This window comes from Microcoleus sp. AT3-A2 (assembly GCF_036705685.1).
In the GTDB taxonomy this organism is placed as follows: domain Bacteria; phylum Cyanobacteriota; class Cyanobacteriia; order Cyanobacteriales; family Microcoleaceae; genus Microcoleus.
Window position 1 is genome coordinate 45,007 of the sequence record NZ_JAUBVF010000002.1, and the last position, 22,751, is coordinate 67,757.

At 44.4% G+C, this 22,751-nt stretch carries 15 protein-coding genes and 1 tRNA gene; 2 read left to right on the top strand and 14 right to left on the bottom strand.

The features are described from left to right. Positions 1-75: 75 nt before the first annotated feature. From QUB37_RS01895 to QUB37_RS01935, 9 genes are all read right to left on the bottom strand, one after another. Entirely contained in the window at positions 76-2,571 is a 2,496-nt protein-coding gene (locus tag QUB37_RS01895) for a hybrid sensor histidine kinase/response regulator (protein WP_333158907.1), read from the bottom strand. A 105-nt stretch (positions 2,572-2,676) separates the two neighbouring features. Beyond that, positions 2,677-4,386 carry a methyl-accepting chemotaxis protein gene (locus tag QUB37_RS01900; protein WP_333158570.1) on the bottom strand — a complete coding sequence of 570 codons (1,710 nt, stop codon included), beginning with the start codon at positions 4,384-4,386 and terminating at the stop codon, positions 2,677-2,679. Between the two features lie 633 nt (positions 4,387-5,019). Then, positions 5,020-6,441: a methyl-accepting chemotaxis protein gene (locus QUB37_RS01905; protein ID WP_333158572.1), complete on the bottom strand. Its 1,422-nt coding sequence runs from the start codon at positions 6,439-6,441 to the stop codon at positions 5,020-5,022. Between the two features lie 528 nt (positions 6,442-6,969). After that, entirely contained in the window at positions 6,970-8,100 is a 1,131-nt protein-coding gene (locus tag QUB37_RS01910) for a chemotaxis protein CheW (RefSeq protein WP_333158574.1), read from the bottom strand. A 3-nt stretch (positions 8,101-8,103) separates the two neighbouring features. Further along, on the bottom strand, positions 8,104-9,780 hold the full coding sequence (locus tag QUB37_RS01915) for a CheR family methyltransferase (protein ID WP_333158576.1): 1,677 nt from the start codon (positions 9,778-9,780) through the stop codon (positions 8,104-8,106). Positions 9,781-10,173: 393 nt separating this feature from the next. Beyond that, on the bottom strand, positions 10,174-11,940 hold the full coding sequence (locus QUB37_RS01920; RefSeq protein ID WP_333158578.1) for a R3H domain-containing nucleic acid-binding protein: 1,767 nt from the start codon (positions 11,938-11,940) through the stop codon (positions 10,174-10,176). A gap of 156 nt (positions 11,941-12,096) precedes the next feature. After that, the gene (gene ldpA, locus QUB37_RS01925) at positions 12,097-13,248 is read right to left on the bottom strand and encodes a circadian clock protein LdpA (protein ID WP_333158580.1); all 1,152 of its coding nucleotides are present in this window, start codon (positions 13,246-13,248) and stop codon (positions 12,097-12,099) included. Positions 13,249-13,673: 425 nt separating this feature from the next. After that, the gene (locus QUB37_RS01930; RefSeq protein WP_333158582.1) at positions 13,674-14,996 is read right to left on the bottom strand and encodes a four-carbon acid sugar kinase family protein; all 1,323 of its coding nucleotides are present in this window, start codon (positions 14,994-14,996) and stop codon (positions 13,674-13,676) included. Between the two features lie 321 nt (positions 14,997-15,317). Then, on the bottom strand, positions 15,318-15,986 hold the full coding sequence (locus QUB37_RS01935) for a hypothetical protein (protein ID WP_333158584.1): 669 nt from the start codon (positions 15,984-15,986) through the stop codon (positions 15,318-15,320). A 96-nt stretch (positions 15,987-16,082) separates the two neighbouring features. Between QUB37_RS01935 and QUB37_RS01940 the strand changes: the two genes are divergently transcribed. Next, positions 16,083-17,255 (top strand): IscS subfamily cysteine desulfurase, encoded by a 1,173-nt coding sequence (locus QUB37_RS01940; RefSeq protein ID WP_333158586.1) that lies wholly within the window; start codon positions 16,083-16,085, stop codon positions 17,253-17,255. A 133-nt stretch (positions 17,256-17,388) separates the two neighbouring features. Here the strand turns inward: QUB37_RS01940 and QUB37_RS01945 are convergent, their stop codons facing one another. Both QUB37_RS01945 and QUB37_RS01950 read right to left on the bottom strand, forming a co-directional pair. Further along, on the bottom strand, positions 17,389-18,393 hold the full coding sequence (locus QUB37_RS01945; protein ID WP_333158587.1) for a glycosyltransferase family 2 protein: 1,005 nt from the start codon (positions 18,391-18,393) through the stop codon (positions 17,389-17,391). 52 nt (positions 18,394-18,445) lie between these two features. Further along, positions 18,446-19,174, bottom strand: a complete 729-nt coding sequence (locus QUB37_RS01950; protein ID WP_333158589.1) for a C40 family peptidase — start codon at positions 19,172-19,174, stop codon at positions 18,446-18,448. 111 nt (positions 19,175-19,285) lie between these two features. Between QUB37_RS01950 and QUB37_RS01955 the strand changes: the two genes are divergently transcribed. Beyond that, positions 19,286-20,224 (top strand): serine hydrolase, encoded by a 939-nt coding sequence (locus QUB37_RS01955; RefSeq protein ID WP_333158590.1) that lies wholly within the window; start codon positions 19,286-19,288, stop codon positions 20,222-20,224. A 116-nt stretch (positions 20,225-20,340) separates the two neighbouring features. On the opposite strand, the gene QUB37_RS01960 is transcribed toward QUB37_RS01955, so the two are convergent. The 3 genes from QUB37_RS01960 to QUB37_RS01970 form a co-directional block, all read right to left on the bottom strand. Further along, positions 20,341-20,429: transfer RNA gene (locus QUB37_RS01960), tRNA-Ser, on the bottom strand. Positions 20,430-20,526: 97 nt separating this feature from the next. Continuing rightward, entirely contained in the window at positions 20,527-21,666 is a 1,140-nt protein-coding gene (locus QUB37_RS01965; protein WP_333158592.1) for a patatin-like phospholipase family protein, read from the bottom strand. A 47-nt stretch (positions 21,667-21,713) separates the two neighbouring features. Continuing rightward, entirely contained in the window at positions 21,714-22,562 is an 849-nt protein-coding gene (locus QUB37_RS01970; RefSeq protein WP_333158594.1) for a mechanosensitive ion channel family protein, read from the bottom strand. Positions 22,563-22,751: the final 189 nt, after the last annotated feature.

Consider the following 22,751-nt stretch of genomic DNA (forward strand, 5'->3'; position numbering starts at 1 on the left):
GCGTACTGGATATTGGGCCTTGCTAATTGGTAGTAAATAACAAATCCCTAATAACCAAGGAGTAATGACTAATGACTAAACTAACCTTTTTAGTGTCTCTACCAGCACATCTTGATTGAAAGTACCTTTAGGAATATAAGCATTTGCCCCCGCATCAGCCCCTCTTTTTTTATCTTCATCCGATGCCAAAGATGTCACTAAAATTATCGGCAACTCACTGTATTCTTTTTGCTCCCGAATCTTAATAGTCAGTGCCAAGCCGTCTAAATTTGGCATTTGTACGTCAGAAATCACAGCATCAAAATCGCGAGTTTTCAATTTATGGAAAGCATCCAATCCGTCTACTGCAGTCACAACTTCGTAACCCGCACCTTCCAGGATGCGCTTTTCTTGAGTGCGCGTGGCGATCGAGTCTTCTGCTAATAGTATAACTTGTTTTCTGCTGGCAGTCTCAAGTTGCGATCGCGCACCAGAAACCCCACGGGACGAAACTTGCTGGCGTACAGATTTTATCAAATCGTGGGGATTGAGTATCATACAAACTTCCCCTGTACCGAGAATTGTGGCACCAGCAACATTTCGCACCCGTTTCAGCAATTGACTTTGAGGTTTCATCACCACATCCTGTTCGTCTATCAAAGCATCTACAAATAATCCCAATCTTTCCTCTCCAACTTTCACAACAATACAAGGAATTTTTGAATAAGTTGAATTTAGGAATTGTTTGGAATTTTTTCTCAGAATTTCTCTCCCGTTCTCCTGTCTCAAATACCGATTTTTTTGCCACTCTTGTCTATTGTTTAATTCTAGTAAATCTGTCAAATGAGCAACTGACAAAGGCTGACCATTTGAAAGTATAGTTTCCTTACCTTCTATAGCAAATATCTCAGACTGAGACACCTGTTGTGCAGTGTCTACAAACTCGACTGGCAGAGCATAAGGAATGTCTTCAACTACGACAATTAATACATTTGCTGTAGCTAAAGACGTGCTGATTTGCAGCCTCAAAGTGCATCCTTTCCCAGGTAAAGACTCTACTTGAATACTACCTTTTAGGGCTTCAACATTAGTACGAACTACATCTAAACCAACCCCGCGCCCCGATACTTCGGTAACAAATTTTTTGGTCGAAAAACCAGGAGTAAAAATTAAAGAGTGTAATTGAGCTTCTGTCATCTCTGCCAGTTGTTCAAGCGTACAAATATTACGTTTAACAGCCGTTTGTTTTATGCTATCTAGATTTAGTCCCCGGCCATCATCAGCAACTTCAATAATAATATTGCTAGCAATGTTATAGCCTTTAATTCGGAGAGTGGCTACAGGAGATTTACCTAGTTTTTTCCGCTCCTCAACAGTTTCAATACCGTGATCGATCGCATTTCTAATCATGTGCATTAAAGGGTCTTTCATTTCCTCTAAAATGCGTTTATCGGCTGTAGTTTCGCCTCCTTCAATAACTAATGCAACTTCTTTACCTTCCCGTTTCGCTAAGTCTCGTACAGTTCGAGGAAATAAATTAAAAATAGTAGACAAAGGCAGCAGTCTCAGAGTGCGAATTCCTGATTCTAATGCCTCAGCGATTAATTCGAGTCTGGCAGTATCTTCATAAACTCGATTTCTCAAGCAGTTGACTAAAGTTCCGAGACGTTCTAAACGTTCTTCTGTACGTTGATAGTAATCCTGCAATTGGCTAAATTTACCGTTGGCTTTAATACCGTTTTCATCTATTTGCATCCGATCAAAAGTCAAGCTCGTTACAAAATATTCTCGGCTCCACTCTTCCCACAAAGTTGTAATTTGTTCTATCTCTGCAACTCGGTGTCCTAGCCGAGTTTTTGTGACAGTAAGTTCCCCTGCTTGAGTCATTAAATCGTCTAAATTTTGAGTAGCAACGCGAATGGTTTCAATGCGGTAAGATGAGGTTGAGGATGCAGTAACTGCCGACTGCGAAGCCGACTCAGTGGCGGGCCCAGAAGGTGCAGGCAAGTTTTGAGCTTGTAGTAGAAATTCTGGCTTGGAATGTAAGGGTAAAAAAGAGGAATTTTTCTCTAAGTTAATGACTTCAGAAGTTTCAACATTTGTTTCTAGTTCTTGGGTAGCAGGCTCAGTAAATTGCAGTTCTACCAACGGTTGTTCTGGTACTTGTGAAGATGATTGCTCTACTATTGAGTCAGCAGCCTGTGGCTGTAACTGACTAGAAGCCCCCATCATGCTAGCGAGGATATAAAATGTATTAATGCCGGAATCTTCGCCGGTAACGGCTTCGTCAACGAGTTTCCGCATGGCGTCTAAACCTTGCGAAAGTCGATCGCTAATATCTGAATTTAGTGGAGTTTCTCCCCGCTTAACACCTCCCAAAATATGCTCCATTTGATGAGCTAAAGATGCTACATTTTTTACTCCCAGCATCCCAGCATCACCTTTAAGAGAATGGGTTTCCCGCAACAATAGTTCTAACTTAGCTAAGTCGTTGGGATGTTGTTCTAAGTAGAGCAATCCGTCATCTAGTTTCTGTAAGTGTTCTTCACTAGCGACTTTAAATACATCTCGAAGTTCTTGATCTTCAATCATCATATATGTTGTTAAGTAATAGGTAATTGAGTATGGTTCATGGGTAATTAGTAATGATAATTATGTTGAATACTCAGTCTATTGCTAATGACTAATGACTCATAACTACACTACTTCTTTAAGATTAAAGGCAGCTTCTGAGAGTTGTTGAGTACCGATTTTAACTTGAGTAATGCCGCTGACTGTTTGAGAGGCGGATTCCTTCATAGAAGTCATGGCATCACCTACTTGCTGAATCGCGATCGCCTGTTGTTTAACATTAAATGAAATTTGCTGGTTGCTAGCAAACACCAGATTGCAAGCTTCCCTCACGCCCGTAAAAGCTTCTGCCGTATCTTGTGCTGTTTTCACCCCTTCTGCAACCGTTTTGCGACTATCTTCAGTGGCTTTCACCGTTGAGTTGATCGCGCCCTTAATTTCTGGAACAATACCATTAATCTTTTGTGCAGCTTGTTGGCTTTCATCTGCTAACTTACGAATTTCGCTTGCTACCACCGCAAAACCTTTACCGTACTCACCGGCTCTGACTGCTTCAACAGCAGCGTTGAGAGCCAGCATATTAGTTTGGCTGGCTAAATCGCTAACCAAACTTGCGAGAGTCGATATATTGCCAATCTGACTCGTGCTGTCGTCGAGTCGATGATTTTGCTTAGAAATTGCCACCACAGCTTCTCTAAGATTCAGCATTTGATTAAGAGTTTTATCTACCTTTTTAGCACCTTCTTCAGCTAGATTTAAAGCTTGGCGAGCGGCAATGGCAACAGACTCAGCTTGCTCGGCTGTTTGCTGAGAAGATCGGCCCAAATTTTCTAGAGTTATAGTTGTTTGATTAACCGAAACAAATTGCCTATCTGCTATTTGTTCTTGCCTGTTCATATTAGATTCTATTTCCATGGAAAATAACGAGATCTGGTAAATCATCCCCCGAATGAGAGCAACAATCTTTTGCATAAAAAACCATCCAAATCCCAGCACCACAGCCAGGGAAATAACAGTAATCAACGCTGCTAGTTTTTGAAAAAAGTCGATGGAAGAAAATAGCAACTTTTTGGGTGAAGTATCCACAATTACTAAAAATTTATTTGGATTTTGTTTGCTTGGGAAAACTGTATTATAGCTAATCACTAGATCCCTATTATCAATATTTCCCTGGTTACCTGAGAGTATTTTAGCAATAATGTCTCCTGAATAATCATTTTTGACATTTTCCTTAGTTTTTAGTTCAAATCCCCATGCTTTTTTAGGATTGGGATGAGCCAGATAATACCCATCTTGATTTAAGATAAAAGATTGGTCTGATAGTTCAGGATTGAAATTTTCAACCATATCGAGCAGAGTGCTACCCAGAGCATTCGTAATGAGAAAGCCTTGTCTTTCTCCTTTGGTATCAAAAATTGGAGTTGCGTACCGAATTGTTGGCTTGTAAGGAATTTCTATTTTCCCCCTTTCCTTATTCAGGTTTAAGGAAGACACATAGACTTCTCCTGGTTTTAGCTTCATAGTTGCCGAGAAGTAATCTGTGTCTGCTTTATTTTGTAGTTGAGAATCGGGAACAACTTTAATATTTGTGCCGTCAGAGTCTACGCGCACGATCTCCTTACCGCTGTTATCTATATAACGCAGTTGCATATAATATGGCTTGGCTTCCATCAGGGATAAAAATGTGAGTTGCATTCGATAAACCCAATCTTTATAAGTTGAATTAGTTTGTCTGTCTACTCCCTTTCCTTCTCTAGCTCTAATCATTCCTTGGACTGGGGGAGTTTTACGGAGAAACAAAATATCCGTTCTCAGATTTTCAAATTTGTTAATCATTTGATTGGCGGTGGAATTAACACTATCACTAAGGGTTATTAATGCTAGATTTTGTAGTGCTGCTGTTGAAGAAGAAATTCCATACCAACCAACAATAGATACTGGAATCAAGGTACTTAAAATTAGGAGAAGGAGCAGGCGATGCTGCATTTTTTGGAAAAATTTGTTCATCATTTGTTACGGTGAATTGGTTACTGGTAACTTGTACGATCGCATAGTCGTAAGTATAGGGAATTAGGAAATTGTACGCTTGCGTAGCCGGGAGCATCTCATATTTGTAAAAACACTTCTTCTGGCTCCTTCCTTCTTCCTTCTTCCTTCAGGCTCCTGGCTCCTGGTTGCTGGCTCCAAATTATAGCTGGGCTGCTTTCATTGAGATGCTCCCGCGTAGCCGAAGTATAGGGAATTGGGAATTGGTAGTAAAGAAAAAATAACAACTCCCAAATAATAACTCACAACTCACAACTATACTGCTGATTTGAGATTACGTTCTAATTTGCACATAAACAAGTTATTACTCCGGTTAATATGGCTGGAATTTGTAGGGAGGTCAATCGCCAAAGCAATTGATTTAATCTTTAAGGATATATATATGTGGCATTTTTGGGGAACTACTCATAATTCATCTATCTCCTACAAAATTGCTTTCAAATCTAAGGCTGCTTCATTCAATTTTTGAGTACCGACTTTAGTCTGGCTGATACCGCAAGCGGTTTGGGCTGCGGCTTGATTGAGAGAGTTCATAGCTTGTACTACCTGTTCGATCGCGATCGATTGCTGTTTGGCATTCAGCGAAATTTGCTGAGAACTCAAAACCACATTATTAATGGCATTGGCAACTCCTGCAAATGCCGCGGCGGTTTCTGAGGCAATATTTACGCCAGATTCCACTGTTTTAGTTCCTTCGTCTGTCACCATTACTGTTGAGTTGATCGCCTTTTGAATATCAGCAACTAATAGATTAATTTGCACTCCTGACTTTTTACTGCGATCGGCAAGTTTGCGAATTTCTGACGCCACCACGCCAAACCCCTTGCCATGTTCTCCCGCCCGCACTGCTTCAACAGCAGCATTGAGTGCTAACATATTAGTTTGATTGGCCAAATCGCTAACTAAAGTTGAGATATTACCAATGTGATCTGTTTGTTCGCTCAACTCTATAATTTGTCCTTGGATATCCTGAACTTTAGTTTTCAGAGTTGCCATTGCTTCTAAAGTTTGTTTTACAGCTTTTGTGCCACCTCCAGCTAAATTTAAGGCTTGCATTGCTTGAACCACGGCGGTTTCGATCTGCTGTGATGTCGCCCTAGAAGATGCTCCCAATTCGTCCATTGTAGTAGTAGTTTGATTTACTGAAGCTGCCTGCTGACTTGCCATCCGTTCCTGTTCTTCCACGGTGGCTGCAATCTCAGTGGAAGAAGTGGCGATCGAGCTAATTGCCCGATCGATAGTTTGGGCAATTCCTGACGAAATCAGCCAAGCTATAACCGCACCTAACACCAATAAAAACACGGAACCAAATACCAATGCCGAGATCAACAAAACTAAAGATTGCTTGGTTTTTTCTGTAGCTTGCTTAATCGCTTTTACTTCTACTTCGCGAAATTGCTTATTCACTTCTACAAATTCCTGCACAAATTTTGTTTGTTTTCCTGTGTTAAATATAGCCAATGCTTCGCTTCTCTTATTTTGTTGTACTAAAACAACTATTTCGTTAGAACCATCATAATATTCTTGGCAGAGATATAACATCTTGTCTAAACGACTTCTCTGTTCAGGATTTTGGATTGTTAACAGCGCACTCTTACCCGACTGACTAGCTAATTCTCCACCTGTTTGAAAATCCTTTAAAAACTGAGAATTTTTATTAATGAAATACCCCCGCATTCCCCGTACCATTTGTTCAGCACCTGCGGACATCTCATTTGTGTATCTGATCACATTTTCGATCCTTTCTACTTCTTGAAAATTATTCAATACCTGATTTGTGGTTGTATAAACTAGCACAGGAAAACCCAAGTATATAGTTGCGGGTGCTACATATGCAAGCAGCATTCTATTTCTAATATTTAATTTTATTAACTTAGAAAACATATTTTTCTCCTTAATTTAAGCACGTGCATACACGCATTAGATTGCTTAGTAAAATCTCGCTTGAAAAGCGCATTTAGTATAACTCAATACGGTTTGGTTAAAACTATGTGTTCCTCAGAGATCCCCCTCGCATCCCCCCCATCGTTGCGGGGACGCAAGAGTAAGTTCTTGTCCCACCCTTCGTAGGCAGGGCTGTTTCATTCTCTTGTAGGGGCAATCCCTCGTGAAGAAACCCCATATCTGAAACCCCGACCCGCTCGTCTATGGGCTGGACGGGCACGGGGGGAGCGAGCTTAACCCAAGCGTATTATGGTATAACTAACTTCTTTAGTCTTGGAGGTATTTCAAGATAATTCTCTCATGCTGAGTCGCGCTCGTTACCAGTCCATATCTCTGCGTTGGATCGCGATTGCGAAGGAAATGAAGTATCAAGCCAGATGCTTCACTTGACTCATGACAGATATGCTTTGCCTAAGTCCTGTTCTGGATTCAAACCTCTTCATCAACAACTACTCCTCCTTTTGTCAGCAGTTTTTGCAAGTGCAGAATAGCCATCATTTTTTCCCCGTAAATAGCTGTCCCCCTTAGATATTCGCGGTTGGCAGAATGCAGTGCTACCGGAACAGCCGCAATTTCCGACACATCTAAGTATATAATATCTAATATTTCGTCAACAACTATACCAGCGACCAAATCAGCTACTTCAACAACGATCGCCTTAGAGAGATAATTGGCAGTCTCCGACATATTTAAAGACATATTTAAAACACTGCGAATATCAATTAGCGTCACAATTTCTCCCCGTAAGTTTATATTTCCCACTATGCGATCGGGAGTGCAAGGAACCGGAGTTACTTGGTTAATCTCAGTAAACTCGCGGACTAGATCTAAATGAATACCAAAGTATTCGTTATTCAAAACAAACACCGCCAGGGACATATTAATTGCAGCATCATTTTCCCCCTCGCTTCGCCGCCTCAAATGATTAGCGCGCGATTGAAAAATTGCTTTTTCTTCCGGGGTAGCCTGCGGGCAAAAAACGTGACGATTGCTCAAACTTTTAGGATTTTTACCTAACAATTTTGCACTTATTTGCCCCTGTAAAATTTCCGTCTCTGCCTCACCTGCTGCTGCTTCACTACCTGCATTGTTTGGAGAAACAGGCCAGCTTTCCTCTGACTTTTCGGGAGAATATCGAATTAAGTGATCGAGATTCAGCAGCATGATAATATCGGCTTCGCAGCGGGCCAATCCAGCTACAAAATGATGAGAGGCTTCTGAATTCTCTCGCCCGTAAGATAGCTGCGGAGTGATGGCATCTTCTGAGAGTTCCTTAACTTCGCGAACTTGATTGACAATTATACCGATTTTCGATTCTTGCCACTCTATGACGATCGTACTATCTGTCACAGAATACTCTTGCCAAACGTATCCAAAACGAAGATTCAGATCCATCACGGGCAGAATTTCGCCCCGAAGGTCGATCGCCCCAACAATATCTTGAGGTGCTTCTGCAATTGCTGTCAACTCCGGCAGAAAGAAAATTTCCCGAACGAAGCAGGCTTCTATACCGCAGAGAAAACCGTTCTGTTCAAAGATAAGATACGGTTTAGTTTCCATATTTTAGTGTACAGTTTCTTTACTGTATAATCTTAACAATTTTTTTTTAACATTCATCAGCACTTGACTAGCTGTCATTTTTCCCTGTGAATCAATGGGAGTGTTGGGCGGTAGTCCTTCCAGGATTTCACAAGATGAATTGTACATTTTAATAGCTCTTTTTACTTGACCTTCTTTATTGTATATATTCCCTAGTTCTATATAAGCTGAAACAAAAAAGGGACACATATAAATAGTCCTCTTTAATAATTTTTTGGCTATTTCCAATTGCCCCTGTTCTTCAGCAATTTGAGCTTGTAAATAATCAGTATATACTGATCCAGGCTCTACTTTTCTAGCTCGATTACAGTATTCTATTGCCTGAGAATAATTGCCGGCATTTGCCTGAACTTGAGCGATTAAAAAATAAGCATCAAAATTATGCCCCTGCAAGTCTATTGCCTCTTGTGCCTTATTGATAGCCTCAGCATAATCTTGATTTTTAAATAATTTTTTAGCCTCTAAAATTAACATTTGAGGCGTGGGATTTTGAGTATTTTCTGCTATTATTTTTTCTGTAACTGATACGGCATTGTTCGGCAAGCCGTCCTCCAGATAGCGAGAGGGCAGCATATTCCCCAGCGGATTACTTATTTTTAATACGGGCGGCATCTCTATCTCTGGAAAATTGCTGTTAGTAGTAAAACGAGGTGGCATCGTTTCCCCTGTTAGCAACTCACCACTATCATCGCCCATATTATCTGCTTTCGGGAATTCCCGAAATGCCGAGTTCGCTTCCCCTACCGTCGCAAACCTAGACTCTATTTGACAGTTTTCCTCCGGTACTGCCTCCCGATGCTGATACACCACCGATTCGGGGAAAACCTTGGGTTCAAACTCGTTCATAATTTGACCGTAAACTTCAGCGTGACCGGTCATTAAATATCCTTCAGGTCTCAGGGTCTTGGAAAATTTTTTCAGTACCAGTGAAATATACTTATGTTCAAAATACACAAAAACGTTTCTACACAAAATTAAGTCTATGTTATAAAGATTTTGGTAAATATTAGGAAAGTCATCTGTGATTAAATTTACACAACTAAAGTTGACACTTTCGCGCAATTCTAGATTGATTTCCCAATCATTTTGCCTCTGATGAAAATACTGCTTTTGTATCTGCGGTTCAACCAAGCGAAACGACCAATGACTGTAAATTCCCTGGGGCGCTTTTTTGATTACTTTTTCATTGATGTCTGTACCTAAAATTAATATTTTCCATTGATTCCAATCGGGAATCAACTGTTTTAAAACAATAGCTAAAGAATAAGGTTCTTCACCGGTGGAGCAGCCCGCACTCCAAATTCGCAGTGTCGGCTGCATTCCCAAGGTCTTGTGCAAGTTTCTTTTCTGCTCTATCAATTCAGGAAAAATCACTCTGTTTAAGAGAGCAAACTGTCCTTTGTCTCGCATAAAATAACTTTCAGTTGTTGTTAATAGCAATACTAATTTTGCCCATTCATTTTTACTTTCAAAAGTTTTAGCGGTTAAAAGTTTATAATATTGTTCGGGTTCTGCAATTTTTTTTTCTCTCATCCGAATCATGATTTTATGAGACAAACCAGGTCTATCTTGGGACCTAATTCGCACACCCATCTCCGTAGTAATTAAGTTGATAAATAGCTGAATTATGGAATCATTCATGTCAACTGAGGTAAATTAATTAAATAAATAATTTGGGAAGTGGCAACTTTTACTGAGCTGGTGCTGAGTTTGTCCTGAGCATAGCTGCTAGCCTGCGGCTCGTCGGTTCGCAAAGCCGAAGGGAGCCGAAGGGAAGTGCGTAGCTGAACTATTGGGAATTAGGGAACTTGTAAGCTCGTGTAGTCGAAGTATTGGTAATTGGAAATTGGGGAATTTGGAATTATAAATTGGGAATTTAGCCGATCGACTGAACAAGAACAGTGTCACAGCACATCATATCAGAAACTTGCCTGGTACTTAAAGGAAAAAGGCAAAAGGTAAAAGACAGAAACCAGGAAAAAATTATCCCTTCTGCCTTCCACCTTCTGCCTTCAAAGGCAGTAATCTCCAACTTTAAGCTGGATATATCCGCAGGCGGCGATTGGGTTCTTCCCCAAAACTGTGGGATTTCAGGTGATAGTGTTCCACAAGTTCGTGCTGCATTTTGCGGACGTTGGGAGAACGGGGCAGGAGTTCCACCGGCTGTCCCTTGGGAATGACAATTTGCTCGACTGCTAAGCGCGTTTCTTCCAGAGCTTCGAGCTCATCAGAAGAACCGCTGCGGGCGAATAAGGCGAGGTCTGCTACTTCCGGGGTGCCGGGGTCATCCATGTCCAACAGCCGTCGCAAAGCTCTCGCTACATGGGGAATAGTGGCGGCCTTAATTGTGTGCACGGGAACTTGGCGAGTTTTGGCCAAGTGCCTCAATTTCGACTGGTTCCGAACGTTCGATCGCAAAGCCACAACCACGTCAGCACTCTCAATATCCTTCGTCAGCAGCACCGGCAGGTTCAGCGTCGAAATCACCTGTTCGAGCTGGTGGCGAGGTATGCCGTAAGGATAAACGTGGAGGGGCAAATCTTCGCCGTTAGGGCCGACATTATGGGAATAGCGTCCGGCCTTGGGTACTGGTTCGACGGACAGGGATTCTTCGAGCAGTTGCTCGAAATACCGAGTCTCAGCAACCGGCGCGCTCTTAGCAGCTAAGTTCTCGCTGGGAGCGGGCATCGGCACCATTTTGCCAGCACTCCGCCACCCAGAGATCGGTGTGACGGGTCGGATTGGCGATACAGCAGCCGGGCCGCTGGAAGCTGACATCCCCGGAAACCGGGCGGGGGGAGCGGCCGACTCGCGCTCGATAATTACTTCTCCACTCTCGCTGACACTTCTGATTTGCTGGTTGGGTTCGCGTCCCCGCAGCAGAGTGTCGATCGAATCTGCAACTCGCTCGTGGATCACCCAGCGCTGGCGTTCCAGCATTTCGATGGCAATTTCAAAAGTTGGCGGTGCTTTGCGCTCCAAAACCGTCTTTTGAGAACCGCGCCGTCTTGCTTCGTCATCTCCCAGCGTCACCGCTTGGATGCCCCCAATTAAATCGGCCAGAGTCGGGTTTTTCATCAAGTTTTCGATCCGGTTCCCGTGGGCGGTACCGACCAACTGCACGCCCCTTTCGGCGATCGTCCGAGCCGCCAAAGCTTCGAGTTCCGTGCCGATTTCGTCAATCACGATCACTTGCGGCATATGGTTTTCCACTGCTTCGATCATGACTTGGTGCTGGAGTTCGGGACGGGAAACTTGCATTCTGCGAGCTCTACCGATCGCTGGGTGGGGAATATCTCCATCTCCGGCAATTTCGTTGGAGGTGTCGATGATTACCACCCGTTTTTCCAAGTCATCGGCGAGCACGCGGGCAATTTCCCGCAGGGCCGTGGTTTTGCCAACTCCGGGGCGGCCGAGCATCAAAATTGACTGACCGGTTTCCACCAAATCGCGGATAATGCCGATCGTCCCGAACACAGCGCGGCCCACCCTCAAAGTCAAGCCGATAATCTCGCCGCTGCGGTTGCGAAGGGCGCTAATTCGGTGCAGGGTTTGCTCGATACCGGCTCGGTTGTCGCCGCCGAAGTGGCCGACTCGCTCGATGCAATAGTTGAGGTGTGCCTTGGAAACCGGGGTTTGGGAAAGAGGTTCGGCCGAGGATGGAAAACGAGCTTCAGGTTGGCGGCCCAAGTCCATGACAATCTCAATGAGATTGTTGCGCTGCGGGTGCTGCTCTAAGGGCTGCCGGATCTCATCTGGCACGATGTCTAATAATCTGTTGAGGTCGTCTGTAATCTGCATTCGCCTCGATGTGTTCGGTGACGTTTTCAACTTTTTAGTCAGTTAACAGTTGTCAGTTGTCCGTTGCCAGTTGTTATGTGTCAGTTGCCAGTTGTTGTTGGAATTAACTGCTAACCACTAACTAATGACTAATGACTACTGACTAATGACTACTGACTAAAATTCTTTGAGCGGGGAAACTAGAGAACGAGCTAAACTCACGGCCTGTGAGAGAAGTTCTGGGACGGCTTCGAGCTGAGGTAGCCGAGATGTTTGAACTCCGGCTCCTGGCCGCGCGACTGCCACCGGAACGGCATAGGCTCGATCGGTCTGCATTGTTTCTAACTGTTCTAAAATTGGCGATAGCAAAACCCTGGCATAGCTGCCGTAAGCTACACCTGCAATGTATGGGACAGGGGGATCTGACGAATTTTTCCCGGCATCCTTCATCAGTCCCTCGGCTCTCAACTTGCTGACAGTGTGAGCATTAGTGCCGCCTGCAAGTTGCACGTATCCCGGCAACTGGGCAGCCAAAACTTTTTGACCGAGTTTGACCGCGGCTCTAGTAGTTCCTGTTCCGATATCTCCGCTCATTGGCCTACCGTCCGTTTGCCAAATTAGCGGACAAGGAAGTGGGGAAATTATTTGATAGAGTGTCCGCAAATAATCAATCAAACCGTCTCCATCGGGGCAACTAATTGCTATTACCTTGAGTTGAGCGACCCAAGGAGCTATGCTCGACCAAAGTCGCGCAAAATCTGCCTCTCTGCCTACTTGCGTGTGGATTTCTAGGGCGTCCGCACCGGATTGCAAGATTAAAGGTGCGATCGCGGCGGGAGCGGACACGTAAGAACGAGTATAAATTAGTTGGCTCGGACAAATCGGCAGACAGCGACCGCAGCCATAGCATTGCTGGTCTATCACCCCGGAAAAACCACTGCCAGCACTCTGAAAAACTATTGCTTCGGCTGGACATATTTTTTCGCACGGCCGCCAGCAGTCCGCCGGACAATCGGCTGGGTTGAATTCGGCTTTGCGAAAATGCGGGTCTTCCCCATCGTTTAAACTCACCATCAGCAACGGCAACCCTTTGCCGCCAAACCTGCGGTTTTGAGTTCTTGCCTGTAAGTCGCTGGCCACTTGTAGGGCTTCTTTCGCTGCTGCGACGGCGGCGGGATCTGCCGCGACATCGATACAGTCAGCGCCTGCTAGGGTGTAAGCCAAGGTGAGATTCCGTACAGCAGGCAGGTGTTGAAAGCTCGCCCCACAGATCAGCTTGAACCAATGGCCATCTTTTAATGAGTTTAGGGGATGATAATGTTCTGTCACCCTTATATGCTAATCCTTTGAGCTGAAAATTACTATGTGGAAATTTCTACTTAATTTTAAAATTTAGGCGGGTACAAGCTGGAAACGCTACTGATAGCAGTAACTGTTGCGCTGTTGGCTCTATATGTAGAGTTCTGCCTTAATTTTTTTTCCTAAATTTGATTTTTTGGACAGCGAATGCTGAGGGGGGATTTGGAGATGGGGCGATCGGCTTTAGTTAAAGACAGACTCTCTATTATATCATAGTTGGGTGGATTTGGCAAAGAAAAAGTAGGCTAGAGATTTTTTTTGAAGTGACCGTGCAGTGGCAGTTGCCCTAAAGTTCGATCGAGCTTTGAAACCCATCGACCAACCGCAGATGAACATTATCCTCCCTGACTTGAAGCTAAATTCATCTGGGTTAATCAGCGATTCAACGAGCTATACTACTTACTCAGCCGCTTGTAAACCGTAGCCAAAGCATGGCTATCCCCCACATTTCCCGGAAACAAAACAACTGGTAAATTGGGAAACAGAGGATGATTAGCCTCGGTTTTCACCACAGAACAACCTGCGATAATTTGACCGATTTGCCTGACACTTTTTAGCGACAAACCTGTACTCAAGACATCATTAGAAGTAATGCCGCCCTTGCTAATCAAAAACCCGATATCTGTGGGCAGTCCCCGCACGATATCCATCAATAAAGCAGAAACCGCCTCTCCAAATTTTAACCGGACTTCGGTATTTTCAAATTCGAGTTCCTTGCGGCTGGTATAAATTACAGGCGTTTTGCCCTCTGCATGAGCAGTGCTGGCTTTTTCTAGAATTTCATCGAGCATTTGGGTGCGATACTCTGGTGAATCTTCTAGCAAGTGAGATACATCTATTTCAATGCTAACTATATTGGGTTCTTTTAACAAGCGCTCCAATTGTTCAGTAGTTTTCTTAACGTGGGAACCAACTATTACTGCACCGGGTTTGCCATCCCTCACATATTTTGCCATTTCGTCGGCTGCTACTGGCTGCGGGCCGAGGTTAGCTAAGGATGTTAAAATACTCGCCGCGCTACGGAATAAAAACTTTTTGCCTTGACTGGCTGCCGCGAGAATGTGTTTGGCAAATGTGTCTAAATCGCCTTGGCTTTCGCCGTCAACAACTGCACATTGGTTGTCTTTCATCTCCATCAGTCGATCTAAACTTCCGTAGCGAATGTCTGCGAGTAAAATGCGATCGACTGCATCAGCGGGGATGCGACCTTTGGTTTTTTCTTCTACATAGTCTGGCAGGTAACTGTGACTGTATCCGAAGACTGAATCTTTGGCAAATTCGGTTTCGTGTACTGGTGTCGGGACACTGTTAACTATTAAATAGTGCACGCTGTGGCGGGTAATTCTCCCTCCTTCAAAAAAGGCGGGAATTAGAAAATGAGCGTCGAAGCGGCCGAGTTCTTCGGCGATCGCGTCGGTTTCGATGGGATAGTGACCGCGCAGGGTAGAATCGGAGCGGCTAACTATTAGGAAGTCTTCGATTTTTTCGCTGGCGATCGCCCTTTTTAGATTTTGGCACACTTCACGGGTGACGGAGGCTGCTTTTTCGGGAGTTAGCGATCGAGTATTTGTCAGTATGAAGAAAATCGGGCACTTGTCCCGCAGCCCCAAACGCAGGGTGTCTTCGTCCCAACGTGTCAGCAGCAAGCAACTGTGCACGGTTTGAGAACCAGTCGGATCGTCGTCGAGAACTATAATCTTGGGTTTGGCAGAAGACATACTGATATCAAATCCGTTAGCATCGGAATAGTAAATTCGAGTTCACTGTTGACTGTTGACTGTTCACTGTTCACTGCGTCAACAGTCAACCGTCAACAGTCAACATCATTCCGGTGTAACCGGAAATGATATGACCTGGTTGTTAACGTCACCTTTCCAAGATATCCTTACCTGTTACGTAACAGGAAAAAATTTACAATAATTATGATATTTTTTTCACAATTATCATAACTCCTAATTTGGAGAATGTGTTTGAGTTCGCTCGGTTCAGTAAGCTGCATATTGCTACTGGGTAAGATGTGCACGCAGCCGTATACGCTACTAAGTTTTGCCCTTTTTAAAATTAGCAGCGTTTCGAGCTTGCAACTTTTTCATTTCTGCTTGAACTCCCACGGCTACCTGCAAAGCTTCGTTGAGCAATCGCCCTTGTTCGCTGGCTCGATCGCTAATTTGCAGGGCATTCAGAGTTCTCAAATTATTGGCAAACAATTCGGAGTTAGTATCGACAAATTTTTTGTTTTCTCTGAGAATTCTTTCGGTTTTCAAAGCTCGAACTAAATCGTCTCTGATTAGCTGCAAGGCTTCAATAACTTTTGCTCGATCGCCGATTTTGACTTCCGCATTTCCAGCATCTTCTATCTGATCATTAATGGCGATCGCTTCGATTATACCATTATAGCGATCGACATCATCAAAAAGATTGATTAAATCTTTGTTTTGCCGACTGCATCGAATTTTCCACGCATCCTCAAGGATTAAACCGACTATCGCAACCAAGTGGAGGGCGAACCACAACAAATAAGCTCTAGGAAATATCGCAACCAGCAGCCAACAACTGATGAGAACCAAAACAATTAAACCGACAGTTTTCAAAGCTTCGCGGGCAAACTTAGTCGCTGTCGGCGGCCGGTATACGCGATCGGGCCCCGCGCCGGTGAGGTGCTTGAGCTCACCGAGAGTAATTTCTAATCCCTGAATGTCAGCTCGCATAAATCTTTACAAATATTTGTTAATTATAAAGTTTTGTAGTAGAACAAGGGGCTCGTCTACAATAAACCTAACACTTTTTTCACCCAAAACTGCACTATGTCCGCACGTCCTATATACCTCGACAACCACGCCACAACCCCCGTAGATCAACGGGTACTTGATGCGATGCTGCCGTATTTCACCGAACAATTCGGCAACGCAGCCAGTATCAATCACGTCTACGGCTGGGAAGCAGAAGCAGCGGTAAAACAGTCACGACAAATCATAGCAGAAGCGATCAACGCCTCGCCAGAAGAAATTGTTTTTACCAGCGGTGCCAGCGAAGCAAATAACTTAGCGATCAAAGGCATCGCCGAAGCTTATTTCAGTAAAGGAAAGCACATTATCACAGTAAAAACCGAACACAATGCAATTCTCGACCCCTGTACCTATTTGCAAAAATTGGGGTTTGACATTACTGTTTTACCGGTGAAAAGCGACGGGCTGATTGATATAGGCGATTTGATCAAAGCGATTCGGGCCGAGACAATTTTAGTTTCAGTGATGACGGCTAACAACGAAATTGGTGTCATCCAGCCGATCGCAGAAATTGCTGCAATTTGTCGCGGAAATGACATTCTTTTTCACACAGATGCGGCACAGGCGATCGGCAAAATTCCCCTCGACGTAGAGGAGATGAATATCGATCTAATGTCCTTGACAGCCCACAAAATCTACGGGCCAAAAGGGATCGGTGCTCTCTACGTGCGCCGCAACAAACCGAGAGTGCAGCTAGCGCCGCAAATGCACGGAGGAGGGCACGAACGGGGAATGCGATCTGGAACTCTCTACCCACCGCAAATAGTTGGGTTTGCCAAAGCAGTAGAATTGGCAATTGCAGAAATGCCGTCGGAAACAGAACGAGTGGTTAATTTGCGGCAGCGTTTGTGGGAAAATTTGAGTGAATTGGGCGATGTTTTTCTCAACGGTCACGCTACGAAGAGATTGCCGGGGAATCTCAATATTAGTGTAGGCGGCGTTGACGGTCAAGCGTTGATGTTGGGTTTGCAACCGGCGGCGGCAGTTTCTTCGGGATCTGCTTGCACTTCGGCGAAAATATCTCCATCTCATGTTTTAGCAGCGATCGGGCGATCGGACAAATTAGCTTATGCTTCAATTCGGTTTGGCATTGGCCGATTCAATACCGAAGCAGAAATAGATGCAGTCGCCGAACACGCGATCGCAACTATTCAATCTCTCCGACAAGCTCAAAAAGTCAATCAATTTTAGATTTTAGATTTTAGATTTTAGATGGGAGAATTGAAGATTAGGAAGTAGTTTTGAGTTTTTAGTTTTAAATGATTTAACTTAAAACTCAAAACTTTTCCTCTTTTTGTCATCGAGTATAATTTGGATCAACCCCTTATTTAGAACCAAATACTTCGCGCACCCGATAAATCGGTTTTCCCTGCGACTCGTGATAAGTCCGCATCATCACTTCCGCCAGCAAACCAAAACAAAATAACTGCACGCCAGTTAACAGCAAAACCACAGCCAAAATCAGCAAAGGACGATTGCCAATACTTTGACCAAAAGCAAATTTTAAGACGGTCAAATAAATCCCTAAAACCGTTCCCAACGTCATAGAACTCAGTCCCAAAAGTCCAAAAACGTGCATCGGTCGAGTCAGGAACTTTTTCATAAAAGAAATAGTTAACAAATCCATCAACACCCGAAAAGTCCGCCAAATTCCGTACTTACTTTGACCGAAACGGCGGGCGTGATGTCGCACCGGCAGTTCTGCAATTCTCGCCCCTTCAATAAATGCCAACGCTGGCAAAAAGCGGTGCAATTCCCCGTAGAGATTCAAGTCTGCTACCAACTCGGATTTATAAGCCTTCAAAGAACAGCCGTAGTCGTGCAAAGTTACGCCTGTAACGCGACCAATTAACCAGTTCGCAATTTTAGAAGGAATCAACCGGCTAATAGTATTGTCTTGCCTATTTTTGCGCCAGCCGCTAACTAAATCGTAGCCTTCATCTAACTTTGCCAACAATAGCGGAATATCAGCAGGGTCATTTTGCAAATCGCCGTCTAGGGTAACAATAGCACGGCCGCGAGCGCGATCGAAACCTGCAGACATGGCAGCAGTTTGCCCGTAATTGCGGCGCAAAATTACAGCACAAAGGTCATCGCGAGTGCTGGCTAACTGCTGGAGAAGTTCAGCAGAACCGTCCTTAGAACCGTCATCTACACAAATAATTTGATAGCTGAGTCCAGATGGTTGGATAGAAGAGGCGATCGCCTCAATCAAATGAGGCAAACTTTCCACCTCATTATACACCGGCACCACCACTGAAACGTCGAGAACAACCTCAGAGCCAGCCTGCTGTGCAGCCAATTTTTCCAAAAATAATGCAGCGTCCATTTTTTTATTCGATAATATTAACAGTCAACCGTCAACAGTCAACCGTCAACAACTAACTAGGTTGATAACTTGCCACAACTTTACCATATCCCCGCAATTGCTGGTAATAAGCTTGACTGACTCGATCGCCATCATCCGACAAAACATCGATACCGATACCGTTGCGACCTTGTGCTTGTCCAGAACTGTGAATGTAGCGATTATCTCCGAGATATAATCCTACATGAGTGGCTTTTTCGGGCGTACCAAAAAATACTAAATCCCCCGGTTCTAAAGCACTAATACTAATAGGTTTAGTAAAAGCTTCCTGCTGATAAGCATCCCTCGGCAACCAGATTCCCGCAGCCACGAACGCCGCCTGCATTAAGCCCGAACAATCATAATTTGGCCCGACTGTGCCGCCCCAAAGATAATAATTGGATTGGTTCATAGCCTCGCGAGCGAAAGTAATTACAAATGGTAATTTTTCCTGGATTTGGGCCTCAGAAACCACCAGAGGATGATACACTGTTTCTGCCAAATCGAGCAACTCAACATCTCGAATATCCAGCCATCCCGGATAATCATCTTCGCACAGCCGTACCATTACAGCCGTTGTATCCCCCTCAACAACCGAGTCTATGCCATTTCTCCCCTCCTTATGAAGGGGGGGGTCAACTACTCGCAAATGCCGCCCCAGCGCTGCTTGAGTTGCCAATCGATCGCACTTTGGGGAATCGTAAATATTTATGTGCGATCGCGCTCGGTACTCCACAACATCAGATAATTGATAATTGGCCATTGCTAATTGCTCATTGTTTGCTGTTAATTGTTCGCATTTATTGTTCGCATTTAACGATAAGAGATTGCCATTAGCTGCTAGCCGTTAACCGTTAACCGTCAGCCATTAACTATGACATTTTTTCACAAAGACGAACAATTAGAAAACCTCGGCAGTAGCATTATAGACTCCACATTGTCAGAATTTACAGGATTAAGTGGCGATCGTACAGCCATTACCTGGATAGTCTACGATCCGCCGGTGCGAGTCAATACAGGCGGCGCCCTGAGTCCAGAAGAATTTTGGAAATATCAACCGCGAGGTTTTAGCGCTAGAGCTTCCGAACGAATTTATCCAGCCAGCATCGTCAAATTATTCTACCTCGTTGCCGTCTGGGAATGGGCGCAAAAAGGCATGATTCAAACATCGCCAGAATTAGAACGCGCCGTCCGAGATATGATAGTTGATTCCAGCAACGACGCCACCAGTTTAGTAGTAGACGCCCTAACCGGCACCACCAGTGGCCCAGAATTATCACCAGGCCCCTTTGAAAGTTGGAAACAGCAGCGAAACATCGTCAACCGTTACTTTCAATCCTTAGATTGGTCGGAATTACAAAATATTAACGTCAATCAGAAAACCTGGTGTGACGGCCCCTATGGTCGCGAGCGAGCTTGTCTGGGAGAATTAATGGAAAATAGAAATATGCTGACCACAAATGCTGCAGCGCGTTTGCTGCACAGTATAATCGGCGGCGTAGCTGTTTCTGCCCAAGCATCGCAAGAAATGATGGGTTTAATGAAACGCACTTTAGACCCAGCAGAATTAGAGGCAGATCCCGAAAATCAAGTTACAGGTTTTTTAGGTGGCGGATTGCCAGAATCAGCAAAATTGTGGTCAAAAGCCGGACTGACAAGCCAAGTGCGTCACGATGCTGCTTATATTGAAATATCCGGTTTGCGGCCGTATTTGTTAGTTGTATTTACCGAGGGGAAAGAGAATAGCAAGAATGAAGAAATTTTGCCATTTATATCGCGGCAATTTGTCGAAGCGATGAAAGTGCTTAATTAGATTAAGTAGTTGATTATTGCGGCTAGACTAGACTTGAATTGCAAAAATAATTTGGACGGGCTAGAAGCCCATCCAAAAATTTGATTAAAAGGAATTTTTTCCTAGAAGCTCTAAAACGGAGAGGGAGGGATTTGAACCCTCGAAGGATGTTAACACCCTTAACAGATTAGCAATCTGCCGCTTTCGACCACTCAGCCACCTCTCCAAGATGACAGTAACTAACTATAGCACACACATCTTATTCTTGCCAACCCCTAATTTAAAAATTCCTCAATCCCTTACTCTGTATACTTTTCGCGACATCAACCTCCAGCCTCTTCCCCAAAGCCCCTGGCCTTCAAGTGCTTTTCCCAACTAAAATTGGAACTCAAAAAGAACCTCTTAGTATACAAATACCCCAAGCGGTACAGGTGAGCCTTGCGATCGCCATCGAGATTAAAGTCCGTCGTCGTCACCCCAGCTTCAGTCACATCAATATTAATCACCCTGCCCTTATCCATTTCTCGCTGGTGATAGCGGTCTCTTGCTTTCATCATCGTTCTGAACATCGCCGCCAGCATCGACAGGGGAGTATCAATCTTAGCTTTAGTCTCAATTCCGGTATCGACTAATCGAAACCCAAAGGTAAACCAGCGCGGTGCCACAAGAGTCGCACCGACGGATTGTTTGTCATAAATCCACAGGGGGAAATTGCTCAAAATTCCGCCATCTACAATTAAGTCATCGCCGAGTTTTCCTGGTTCAAAAAAGAGCGGAATACTCATCGACAACCGAACGGCTTCAGCAACGCTAAAATGTTCAGCGCTTTTGAGTCGCAACTGCTCGTACAAAGGATCGGAATCCGTCGATTCGCGTCGGTGTAAGTCGTCGGGCAGCACCAACATTTCACCGCGAGTAAGGTTCGATACTACTACTTTTAATTCCCGGTCTTTTACGATTTGTTTGACATCGGCAAAAGTGTGCAAGTTACCTCGACCGAGCATTGCTTCCAGCCACTGCCGGAATGGCTGCGCCGAATATTCTCCCATCTGACGGCTAACTGTTAAGAAAAGCAGCGTCCAAGCAGGAGATTGCAAGTCGTCGGCGGGGTCGCCGTTTAAAATTAGAGGACTGTTTTTTTGAGTTAAAAATAGGCTGTAATCGAGCTGTCCTAAAATTTCCTCTAAATCATCAATTGACAAGTCGGTTGCCAATACTGCCGCAGTAATTGCACCGGCAGAAGTGCCGGCCAATTTTCGCCAGTTGATGCCCAAATCGCTGCAGCACCTGAGTGCTCCTAAAAACGCAACTCCGCGCACGCCACCGCCTTCAAAAACCCCGTCGGCATAGATTTGACCGTTGTCGTCGGGAGGCGGAAATTTGCTAAGAATTGTTTGTTTCTCGGTGGCAGTGATTCTGACACCGGGTTCTTGCAAAATTTGCTGGGGATACCACTTGCTCATGGGAAATACCTCGGATCAATTTTGGGTTTGAGATTTTAGAGAGATATCTATGGTTCTTGATTTTGGTCGGCATCCATTGCCTCTTTGACGTATTGTTGAACTTGCGATCGCACTTGTTCGTAGGCCACCGACGCGCACCAAGGTCGGAGAGATAAAATAGTTGTATCGGGAGTAATCTCGGCTACCAAACAAGTCGGGGGCGGATTCTCCAGCACCAGCGGGTGAGAGTGGGCAATTTCTAATAACTCAGCTACAGTTGGACGAATTGGCCGATCGCCAATATCAATCTTCAAGTCTACTCGCCTCGTTCCCATTGCCGTTGTATTTTTCAGTGTACCGTTAAACAACTGATTGTTCGGGACAATAATTTTTATGCGATCGTCTGTCACCACAGTTGTTGAAAAAATCCCGATGCTGTCCACCACTCCCTTAACATCGCCAGCTTCGATCCCATCTCCGACTTCAAAGGGTCGCAAACTAATCAACATTACCCCAGCAGCAAAGTGCGACAAAGTATTTTGCCACGCCAAACCAATGGCCAAACCCGCTGCACCCACCACCGCAACCACACTGGTAGTTTGAATTCCCAACTGACTCAAAGCGGCGACTACTCCCACTACCAAAATCGTAATTTCAGCAGCTTGAACTAAGAATTTCCGCAGCGTGGCTTCGGTGCGACTCAGTGCACGGCGAGTCACGCGCCCCGCAAAGTTGATCGCAAATCGCGTAATTAACAAAATGCCGATCGCCCACAGCAGTTGAGGTACAATTTTAAACCCCAATTCTACGAATTTTTTCGAGAATTCTTGGGCTAGTTCCAAGGCTTGTGTTCTTTCTGCATTTAGCTGAGAATAGAAGGTTTGGGCTATTGGTAAAAACTTCTGAATAACTGTCATATCAATTGGGAATTGGGAATTGGAAATTGAGAATTGGGAATTGGGCATTGGGCATTGGGCATTGGTAAACGCAGTCTCAGTCTTCTGCATAAGTCGGAGAGTCCGACAGGGGTTTTTAACCCCTGTCTCATAGCTAAAGTCTTCTCAAAGAGGACTAAAATCAATAATTTACTCGCTCAAAATCTTGAG